The following is a 9,609-nucleotide window of genomic DNA, read 5'->3' on the forward strand; positions in this document are numbered from 1 at the left end:
TGTTTTGAGGCATGAAGATGTTGTAACCATGGCTGAGTCCCGCAGTAAAGATGCCAGTCAAATACTTTCTTCTGTTATAACAAATTTGCCGAGGTAGCTCAATGGTAGAGCAACGCATTCGTAATGCCAAAAATGCTATTGTCTTATAGTGTTACTGACTGCTATCAATTGCTACATTAGCCTTATAACACAAGGCTTTCCGGTTCATTCGTCTACTACTACTTGTTACTGACTATTACTGCTAACTGGCACCAAAAACGGCACCGAACCGGCACCAAATCCGGCACCAGAATCCTGCCTACATAATAGGCAGCTTATAATATTCTCCATTCCGGTATCGTGTGAATATTTTCCTCTTGCACCGTCCCCGGCAGATAGATATAATCTGACTCGTGAAACCCGTCTCTGAGATAATAGACACTCACGCCGAATACAACCGCCTGCTCCGGGAATACCAGGATGCTAAACAGGAATATGAGTTGGATGACTCAAATGTAAAGGGTGTAAAATGGTTTACAACCTTCATATTTAAGGATGATGGAGAGGGTTGTTACTGAACCGTACCGAAACTATTTGCACTCATCTAAATATTTAAAATATTCATCCCTGCTCATGCCGGCAGTTCGCATACATGATTTTATTATATCAAGACCTATCTCATCATAGTTAGGGATAATGACAGGACGCTTAACCCCTTCCTTTTCAAAAACATGATGACTTCCTTCAGTCTTTTTATAAATAAAGCCAGCCTTCTCAAAAATACACTTTAAGGTCTTCCAATGAACAGGGGTTAAACGTGACAATGGGCATGACTCCCTTTAAGACTAAAGGGAAGAGGAACATTGATGCTTTTATATTTTTTTGGGAAGGGTTGAGCTTTTACCGGCCCCTTTACCTCTATGGGTGTGAATCCACAATCACTAAGGACTTCATCTAAGGTTCCCCTCTCAAAGCAGGATACAAGGAAAAGCCTTAATGCCTCAACAAGATTATTAAGCGCCTTTTTCTCTGACTCACCCTGAGAGTGAACATCCAGGATAGAGCAGGATGATATAAACCATTTACCGCTTTTCTTAACCTGCGCTGGTAATTGTATTGTAAAAATAATCTGCATAGCCACCCCTTTGATTGTTATTATCGGGTATCTCTTATGAAGAGTCAACTATAAACTAACAATATTATATCGTCAACAGGCTTACAGGAAGCCCTCAAACAGCCGTTCTAATGGGAAGGGGAAGGTATAGACTCACTCTCAGGGAAGACTATTGCGCCGCAATTCAGGCAACGTAAACAGGATAGTGTGTAAGACCCATCACAAGCCCGCTCAGGGATACAGAGACCGGAACATTTTTTACACTTCATCAACATAAAACTTGCCGATTTCAACATCATGAAGCCATTTTGCTTGACATTTTTTGCAACACTTGTTTTGCAGGAAATTCAGTAAAGCAAGTGAGAAATTTAATGCCCAGGATGCAATCTCTTTCGAAGTAGGAACCTTTTCACCGGGTGGATTATTAGTCCGATAAGTTGGCATAATGTTGTCCCGCCGCCACTGTATAACTTCATCAAGATCAAACTGACACTTTCCCCTTGCCTTCTCGTATGGCAGGCCCATTGCCATATATCGGGAGACAGTTACCTGACTGATATTGAGTTGCTCTGATAATTCCTTTTTGGTCATTTTACACTCCATCTGTTTCATAATGAAACAATAACATAAACATCAAAAAATTGTCTGTAGCTGGTGAAAGCCTGCGGCTTCGCACCCCGCATTAAAGCCCTTGAAAGCCAGTACCTTTTGCTTTTATTATCATTGAGTTACGCAATCACCATTGAGACGAGGTCGCCAGTGTACCCCGTCTCTTTAGTGACCTGGCAGAATCCGGCGGACGCCTCTGCAGAATTCCGCTTTGAATCTTCGTGACAATTGCAACTGGAGGAGTTTTCCAGCTGTCGGGTTTGCCAATCAACAAGGCGCCTTGCCGATAACCGATGCCGCCGGTGGTATGTAGGGGAAGAAGGCCCTTGACAGTCCCGGTAGCTCACTTGACTGCCCCCAAGTCACTCAATAATCTCAACCTTTCCGGTTGCCCGTAATGATTCAGCGTCAATGTAAGGCATTATCAATATTTGCCCTATCTGAACCGGCTTGCCATGTATGCAGAAGGCTGCTCTTAACACTTTACACTTTGTCGGCCTTATGGCCTCCGGGTTGCTCTGTGGTAAAGGCGCTGTCCGTAAAAATGCAGTCTGGTTGCGTTCAACTTCTCTCGCGCTCTCAATCCTTTGCCAGTTCCATAATTTAGTAGATGGTTTCATTTATTCCCCCTGTTATGTAATTGAAGTCGCAACTGAAAAAGATTCTGCATGTCTGATAGTGACATCCACTGACCACATTGCCCTGACGCCGATTATTCTGGCCTTAAAGTCTGCGAACGGATTTACTTCGATGGTAAGATTACCCCATTCTGCAACTACAATTTGACTCCAGTCTCCGAATAACATGGTCGCTGTAGGCATTTGCAAAGTGCTTACTGCCCTTGCGCCCTCTATCATGCCGGAGCTTATAGAGCCCTGCCATAGTGGTGAGTCTGTCCCGGTGAACCGCTGCCGGGTCTTTAATAACTTTGCCACTGCCGGAGTTGTTACATACCCCTGCGCGCCTTCGTTGAGGACAGCACTTGCCGTCGCAACGTCGCTCTGAAATTCTACCAGTCCGTCATATCCGAGGCTGGTCCCTGTTACGGTCCCTATACCGGTTGTGTTCATTATGCCCTGTGGCTGTCCCGCCATACCGCTGCCGCTGATTGTGCCGCTGTCCAATGCAACGCCGACAACTGATGCAAGGTCGCTTGTCACAATGGCCTCTGCTGATGGGTCGCTTTGCAGAAGCAATTGACGTGATACCTCTGTGTATGCGCCAACAGTCTTGGGTGTAAGCGCTACCTGTCCGAACGTTTGTGTGGTTTCTGTTGGTGCTGTTGCCTCTAAGTTTAACCAGTAGGCTGTGGCTGCGCCAGTTTGTTTCGGCAAAAGTATCTGCTGAGTCTGTCCAGGCATACGTTGTGCGCCGAGACGAAAGACAACGCTCCTGTTGCGCAATATTTCGATAAATGAGCCGCCAGTCGTTGAGCCGACAAGGTAGCCGCCGGCGCTTGAAATGCCCGCTGTTAAGTCCCTGTAAAGTATCTCTGCCGGAACGTAGAATTGTCCGTCACTGATTGGTATTCCAAGACGCTTTGCAATCGTGTCGTGACATTCAGCCTCGAAACTATCCCTGAAGGAGGACCGGTTTATAATTGAGTCATATTTGCCTTTTATGCCGGACAGAATCGAATACCGTTTAATCTCACGGTCCGATAATCCAATACTGTCGTTGATTTTCTCCTGCCTCGCTGCCGAGTTGAGGAGCTCTGTCGCTTTTTTAATCTGCGATTGCTGTAGTATGTCCATATTGTAACCTCCAAATTTAATTTTAGCCTCAGTATAGCGCAATCGTGCAAATTTGGACGATTGCATCCGGCAACTTGTCGTCTCTATCTATTTCACGGAGCTTCTCGTTCTTAAAGTACCGGTTAAAGGCAAGTAAGAGAATCATTGCTGCCTGTCGCTCTGACGTCCCGGCCCTCTCATGGACACCGTCACGTTTAAGTGCATCGAGTAGAGCAATGGCAACTTTGTCCATGACAATATCATCGTTCCTCTGAATACCGGCCCGCCATAGCTTAATGTCCTCAAGAATGACAAGACTGCCCTCCCTGCCCGTTTCTCCTAATTGGACGGTGGGACAGCCCTGACGAATCCAGCGCCTGATAGTGCTTGGTGTTTTCCGTAATTCCTTGGCTGCCTGTGTTATCTTTACCGCCTGACTCATTTTGCATCACCCGTCACCGGCAGCAAGGTTTCAAAGTGCAATGGCCCGCAGCAAGAACATTCATAACGCCGGATGATCCGGCCTTTCGGGTTCTGGTTTTCGTGAATTATGAATTCCTGAATTTCTGTATGACATATTTTGCATCTCATGTTTATCCCTCCCTTTCCTTCGTCTCAATTAACGTTCCGAAGACCACATTTTCTAAACTCTGACAGTGGCATATGCAGGATGGTTTTCAGAATATCCCGTACATCTGCTGCCATCTGATCTAACGGTTCCTGTAATACCCATGATCTTAGTCCCATTTGCCCCCCCTGTAGATTCCTTACTTCTTTTTTCAATCCTTACTGATTTCCTTACTGATTTTAATCCCAATAATCAGTTGTAACTATTTGATAAATAAGGAATCCTTACTTTCCTTACTGTTCTTACTTTAATTATAGACATACCCCCACTATAGGTTTTATATAAAGGGACAATAAGTAAGCTCAGCCAAAATATAAGGGGTTATATGTATAATTGAAGTAAGAACAGTAAGAACAGTAAGAAATGGCATAAAACCCTTATTTATCAATAACATTTTCCTTACTGATTTATTCATTTTCCTTACGTTCCTTACTGATTTCAGTCCCTAATATGCTATGACCAGCAAATTTTAAGACTCTGACAGTCTTTCCCCTGATCCATTCCGGGAATGTATTTTGATCGTCTGCGGTTACTATCAGTCCCCTGGTTGCCAGCATCCTGAAGAATGTTCTCTTCGAGAATGGGAAGCATGTCCCCTCAGCAATCGAATATTTTTGTATGCCATGCCATAATGCTGGTGGCAGTAGATAAATAAATAATTCATCGTAGTACCCTATAAGCTCGCCCTTTTCGTGGCCTATAACCTTGCTGGTGAGACTATCATCCTTCTCTTCGATCTTGATCTTGTCTTGTGCTATCAATACCCGGAGAATTTCTTTAAACCTGTCAACTGGATCCTCAGATTCAATGCGCCGGTTCTGCTTATCCGCTAATTTTGTGAAAATACCCCAACCCTCTTGAGATAAGGATGATGCTTCAAGTTCTGATATGACCTTCCGGTCGGTCATCCAAGACAAGACAGTCTCTAAAGCAAATTGTAGAAACGCCTGTTGGTCTGGCAATTTTTTATGTGCATCGTCTCTGAATGCCTTATCCCTTAATTGAATAAACCGTGTTGGGAATGTCGCCAGTACATCCTTCATGTTTTCTCTGATCCAGTGTATAAAGGAAGACATCGCATGCGGCAGAAGATGTGCTTGTGCCTGTAGTGCTGTCAGCCTCGCCCTGTCAATATCGCCCTTTTTAATCTCATTGACCATCAGCCTTGCAATCGTTGACTGTAACTGTGGAATCTCTTCACCTGTAAACAGAATTCCCCCTCGTGGCTCATACGCTCCCTTCTCCGTGGAATCGGAATTGAGCCTGTGCCGTCCAGTCCTGTTACTGCAACTACGAATTATTTTCTGTACAGTCGCTTCCATCTGCTGGCTGCCGATTTTACTTGTTGACGGGTGGTAGTCGTCAATGCAGAGCATCGCATCCTTAAGGGTAAACGCCCGCTTTTCAAGTGCATTTGCGGTGTCACTAAGATTTGATAAGTGAGTAGCATTAAATGTCCCAAAGTGCGAAAGCAATAATACCGCAAGAGTGGTTTTGAATGTTCCTGTATCGCCAGCTATATATCCTGAGAAGTTTGGATATGGTTCCAGCAACGATGTCAGTAATGAGAGATAAGTAAAACTCCAAAGTGGCAATGTTACGCATCTATTGCCAACATCAATAAACGATAGGCTTGCCTTTATAGACTCAAGCTCTTTTAACGGTATTGTTGGCAGTGAATATCTCTGAAGCTCTCTCGACAGCTTTACTCTTATACCATCTCCACCAATAGCACCACCGGTCGTTAAGTAACACCAGTGACCTGAAATCTCCCTCCAGCCAGTGTGCGTGTAGCAAGTGGTTCTAATGACATCCTTTGAGAGCGTCTGTATCGCATGGCGTACAATATCTTTATTAGCTTGACCCGGTTCAATTATGACGCCGCTTCCCCACTTATGAAGCCAGCTCAGGGATGTAAACTGATTAGCAGGGACATCTATTTTCGACAATGTATTTCCTTTACAAGTGCCATCAATAGAATATATATTTACAATCTCTGTACCATTATCTTCAATTATTTCTTCACTGATCCTCGCATCGAAATTTGCAATCATGATCGGAAACAGTTCACCGTCAACCCACTTCATTTTGAACAAATTACCAAAACTATCAGTTATGTACGGCTTATCCTCACCGGAAGGTTTTTGAGTGTTGTCATATTTTCCAATGCTTTTCGCAATCGCATCTACTTCAGCATTAGGTAGCGGCGGTCTGCACCGGTTCCTGTTAATAGCATGTAACACTGCCGCAATTTCACATTCTGCCATCCCAGGACGCCTCATAGTTCCGGCCAATTGAGTTAATGTTGTGTTGCGTTTACCTTCTAAGATAATATCAACGGTATCATTTCGGGAAGTGTTCTTTGCAGTGTTTGTATTTTCAATTTTCAGATCATCGAAGTCTGACAAGTTGTACCTAATGTCGTAGTCAGCTTTTATGATTGTCACAGGTTTCTTGAGTCCATCTTTATAATTGTACGTTCCCGGAACCCTTAATACGCGCGCTAAGTCCGTTGAGTTACTATCACCGCCGTAACGGCGGGCCAGCCCTTTGATATAGGGTTCAATGTCTGCCGCCACCGCTTCAACCGGTTCCCTCAACAGCCAGTAGCCGTGACAACCGTTTCCCGTATCATTAAGCACCGAAGGCGGTATCATTGTTTCAATGAGCGCCATTACCTCATCTCTGCCGCCAGCAAAGTCCTTGTAGTCAATGTCAATCCATAGTGCAGGAACCTCCCGACAACCCTGCTTCGTGCCTTTTTTCCCTTCCCTGGTACAACAACCAAAGTATGTGTTTTGCATATGGATATTCTGGTTTATTTTATCGCTGATCTCATCAAAACTTTTTGAAAAGAATTGTTCCTTCGAGGGTAGGAAGCGGATTTCAACCTCATGCTCAGTGTCCTTAAACAGTTGCTTTAGAAAATCAATTCCGGCATGAATAGCTTTTGTCGTCAGGTGTTTACCGGACGTGACATTTCCCTGCTGACCCACCGCAGCCCCGCTCATCTCCCGGCCCGGCCCGTGTCGCTTGTTGGCTGAATACGTGGCCTGAATCCTTCATCAATAATACGCTCCATCTCCTCAATTGGAATCCTCACGCTTCTTCCAATTCTGACCGTTTCGATTCGACGTTCAAGGATGTGCCGTCTTACTGTTGACAGCCTGAGGCCCGTCCCTTCCGCATATTCTTCTGGTCGTAATAGTTTTTTACTTTTCATGAAAACCTCCCCTTATTAATAAGTTTATTGATTGCTACTTGTTACTCTTGACATAGCTTACCTGAAGGTTTATACTTCAGTCAATCGTAATAGGCATTAAATAGGTCATCTGACAAGCGTTATTTAAAAGTCACTTGTCTGAACCCTGAATGAGGTAATTATGATTATTGAAGAGAAATCATACGAAGGGTGGTATATAGATGTTATTCCTGTTCCGGCAAAGAATGGTTTTAGCCTTCGTCATGGTGTTGTACATGCCCCGGTCTTTTTAGACTTCATGAAGGCTGACTTATCAAGCTATGAAGGCTTCCAGGTTATTACTGAGAAGGTTGGCCTTAATGTGTTTGCGTATTTAGATCAGGACAGTGATTATAAATTTCCTCTTGATAAGCAACTTAAAGATATATACATGAGAGAATACAACCAATGGAATTTCTCTGAGAGTTTTATTAAACAATTTTATGAACGTAACAAGGAGCGTATGCAGGAAGATCAGGACGCTGTCAAGCTATTCTATAAATGGTATTACAAAAAGGATATGCCTGTCAGAAAGCCTTTTAAGGATGTAAGATTACTGGATGAGTCACAAAGTAAGCATCTCGCTTCCATATCCTTATCGTATAACCCATCATCAGGACAGTTAAACTATCATTGCAGGACTCTTCCCGGACGTTGTTACATTGAATTGATAGAACTTATCAGGGATAAGAAAGAGATTAAAACATGCGCCTATTGTGGGGAACTGTTTGTATCTCATGATGCAAGAGAAATATACTGTGATCGTCCCACTGACAGGCTGTTACTACACGATCCAGCTGATAGAACATTACCTGCCGATTTTCTGCATGTTAAGGGATATGAGTCCTCAAGGACAGAAAACATTGACAGGTTAAAGAGTTTATTAAAGCGTTATAAAAGCTGTAAGGATGCAGGCGCTCAAAAGAAATATATAGAAAGCAAGTCGCCTGAAGAGAAAGAACTGATCAGGCAGAAGAAGCAATTTCAGAACCGTCTCCTGTATCTAAAGGAAATAGGGAATGATGTTGAGTATAAGAAGGTTTTAAGAGAATTCAATAAGTGGCAAAAGGAGGTCAGTCATGGCAAGACAAAACTCAAAGGATAAGGGAGTGTTTGAGCGGCCTGTTGATAGCGGTATATGGTGGGTAAGGATATTCTTCCGGGGTCGTGAGATACGAAAGAGGGTTGGGTCAAAGACTGCAGCAAAGGCGTATTATGAGAAACTAAAGACAGAGCAGAGGGAAGGACGCCTGTGGCCTGAGAAATACGCGGCCACAAAGGGAACATTCCGGGAGCTTGCTCAGGATCTCATTACTGATTATGAGATAAACGGCAGAAGGTCCATTGTGAGGGCAAAAGAGAATATAGAAAGGCTTAAAGAGTTCTTTGGAGAATGTCATGTAACGGATATAACCTCAGACCTGATCAATGCCTATATTATCAAGAGGCAGAAACAGGGTGTTAAGAATGGGACAATTAACCGGGAGTTAAAGATTTTAAGCAGAATGTTTACCCTGGGCATGGAGCGCACACCTAAGAAAGTAACCAGCGTCCCATATATTCCGCACCTTGAGGAAAACAATGTCCGGACAGGATTCTTTGAGCAGGATGAATTTCTCTCACTAAGGGGTGCATTGCCTGAATATGCCAAGTTGCCTGTCACCATTGCCTATTATACCGGGATGAGATCCGGGGAGATACTAAGTCTTACATGGAAGCAGGTTGATGTCATAAATAAGCAGTTAACCCTCTCACCGCTGCTGACTAAGAACAAAACAGAGAGAAAAATATTTCTATATGGAGAGCTTTATGATATGATCTCAACCGCCTGGGAAGCCTGGCAATGGCAGGGACAATCCTGTCCCTGGGTATGCCATAAGGAAGGTAAGAGGATAAAAACCCTGCGCTCTGCGTGGAGTAGGGCAACTAAGCAGATAGGACTTGAAAATATGCTGTTTCACGATTTCCGGCGTACTGGTATAAGGAACATGGTTAGGGCAGGGATCCCCGATTCTGTAGCCATGACTATATCCGGCCATAAGACAAGGTCGGTGTTTGACAGATACAATATTGTCTCAGAGGATGACCTGAAAGCGGCTGCTCAAAAGATGATGGAGTATTTGCAACCGGCACCAAATCCGGCACCAGAGCCGGAGGGTGTTTCGTAAGTGCTTGATATGCCGAGGTAGCTCAATGGTAGAGCAACGCATTCGTAATGCGTAGGTTGGGGGTTCAATTCCCCTCCTCGGCTCCATGCATCTTAGATTCAGGGGTGTGATGAGCACACCTCATAAGAATTTACCAA

At 44.1% G+C, this 9,609-nt stretch carries 11 protein-coding genes and 1 tRNA gene; 4 read left to right on the top strand and 8 right to left on the bottom strand.

Features of this window, described 5'->3' with window-relative positions; genetic code table 11:
• The first annotated feature begins 392 nt into the window (after positions 1-392).
• Positions 393-557 carry a hypothetical protein gene (locus IT392_01120; protein MCC6543087.1) on the top strand — a complete coding sequence of 55 codons (165 nt, stop codon included), beginning with the start codon at positions 393-395 and terminating at the stop codon, positions 555-557.
• A 12-nt stretch (positions 558-569) separates the two neighbouring features.
• Here the strand turns inward: IT392_01120 and IT392_01125 are convergent, their stop codons facing one another.
• The 8 genes from IT392_01125 to IT392_01160 all read right to left on the bottom strand — a co-directional run bounded on the left by IT392_01125 (position 570) and on the right by IT392_01160 (position 7,286).
• The gene (locus IT392_01125) at positions 570-803 is read right to left on the bottom strand and encodes a type II toxin-antitoxin system HicA family toxin (protein MCC6543088.1); all 234 of its coding nucleotides are present in this window, start codon (positions 801-803) and stop codon (positions 570-572) included.
• Positions 791-1,114, bottom strand: a complete 324-nt coding sequence (locus IT392_01130; protein MCC6543089.1) for a type II toxin-antitoxin system HicB family antitoxin — start codon at positions 1,112-1,114, stop codon at positions 791-793. Before IT392_01130 ends, IT392_01125 begins: the two co-directional genes overlap by 13 nt.
• A gap of 237 nt (positions 1,115-1,351) precedes the next feature.
• On the bottom strand, positions 1,352-1,684 hold the full coding sequence (locus IT392_01135) for a hypothetical protein (GenBank protein MCC6543090.1): 333 nt from the start codon (positions 1,682-1,684) through the stop codon (positions 1,352-1,354).
• 380 nt (positions 1,685-2,064) lie between these two features.
• Positions 2,065-2,322: a hypothetical protein gene (locus IT392_01140; GenBank protein MCC6543091.1), complete on the bottom strand. Its 258-nt coding sequence runs from the start codon at positions 2,320-2,322 to the stop codon at positions 2,065-2,067.
• A gap of 12 nt (positions 2,323-2,334) precedes the next feature.
• Entirely contained in the window at positions 2,335-3,456 is a 1,122-nt protein-coding gene (locus tag IT392_01145) for a phage major capsid protein (GenBank protein MCC6543092.1), read from the bottom strand.
• Between the two features lie 28 nt (positions 3,457-3,484).
• Entirely contained in the window at positions 3,485-3,877 is a 393-nt protein-coding gene (locus IT392_01150) for a hypothetical protein (protein ID MCC6543093.1), read from the bottom strand.
• Between the two features lie 593 nt (positions 3,878-4,470).
• On the bottom strand, positions 4,471-7,074 hold the full coding sequence (locus IT392_01155) for a primase C-terminal domain-containing protein (protein ID MCC6543094.1): 2,604 nt from the start codon (positions 7,072-7,074) through the stop codon (positions 4,471-4,473).
• On the bottom strand, positions 7,071-7,286 hold the full coding sequence (locus IT392_01160) for a helix-turn-helix domain-containing protein (protein ID MCC6543095.1): 216 nt from the start codon (positions 7,284-7,286) through the stop codon (positions 7,071-7,073). Before IT392_01160 ends, IT392_01155 begins: the two co-directional genes overlap by 4 nt.
• Positions 7,287-7,446: 160 nt before the next feature.
• On the opposite strand from IT392_01160, the gene IT392_01165 reads away from it, so the two are divergent.
• The 3 genes from IT392_01165 (at position 7,447) to IT392_01175 (ending at position 9,558) form a co-directional block, all read left to right on the top strand.
• A complete protein-coding gene (locus tag IT392_01165; GenBank protein MCC6543096.1) occupies positions 7,447-8,409 on the top strand; it encodes a hypothetical protein in 963 nt (320 codons plus the stop codon).
• Positions 8,384-9,472, top strand: coding sequence for a site-specific integrase (locus tag IT392_01170; GenBank protein ID MCC6543097.1), 1,089 nt, complete (start codon positions 8,384-8,386; stop codon positions 9,470-9,472). Before IT392_01165 ends, IT392_01170 begins: the two co-directional genes overlap by 26 nt.
• A gap of 11 nt (positions 9,473-9,483) precedes the next feature.
• Positions 9,484-9,558 (top strand) — tRNA-Thr (locus tag IT392_01175).
• Positions 9,559-9,609: the final 51 nt, after the last annotated feature.

It is taken from the genome of Nitrospirota bacterium (assembly GCA_020846775.1).
In the GTDB taxonomy this organism is placed as follows: Bacteria; Nitrospirota; 9FT-COMBO-42-15; order HDB-SIOI813; family HDB-SIOI813; genus RBG-16-43-11.

Coding starts and splice junctions, on each gene's coding strand:
- IT392_01130 (MCC6543089.1), bottom strand. CDS start 1,114: ATGCAGATTATTTTTACAATACAATTACCAGCGCAGGTTAAGAAAAGC.
- IT392_01135 (MCC6543090.1), bottom strand. CDS start 1,684: ATGACCAAAAAGGAATTATCAGAGCAACTCAATATCAGTCAGGTAACT.
- IT392_01140 (MCC6543091.1), bottom strand. CDS start 2,322: ATGAAACCATCTACTAAATTATGGAACTGGCAAAGGATTGAGAGCGCG.
- IT392_01145 (MCC6543092.1), bottom strand. CDS start 3,456: ATGGACATACTACAGCAATCGCAGATTAAAAAAGCGACAGAGCTCCTC.
- IT392_01150 (MCC6543093.1), bottom strand. CDS start 3,877: ATGAGTCAGGCGGTAAAGATAACACAGGCAGCCAAGGAATTACGGAAA.
- IT392_01155 (MCC6543094.1), bottom strand. CDS start 7,074: ATGAGCGGGGCTGCGGTGGGTCAGCAGGGAAATGTCACGTCCGGTAAA.
- IT392_01160 (MCC6543095.1), bottom strand. CDS start 7,286: ATGAAAAGTAAAAAACTATTACGACCAGAAGAATATGCGGAAGGGACG.
- IT392_01165 (MCC6543096.1), top strand. CDS start 7,447: ATGATTATTGAAGAGAAATCATACGAAGGGTGGTATATAGATGTTATT.
- IT392_01170 (MCC6543097.1), top strand. CDS start 8,384: ATGGCAAGACAAAACTCAAAGGATAAGGGAGTGTTTGAGCGGCCTGTT.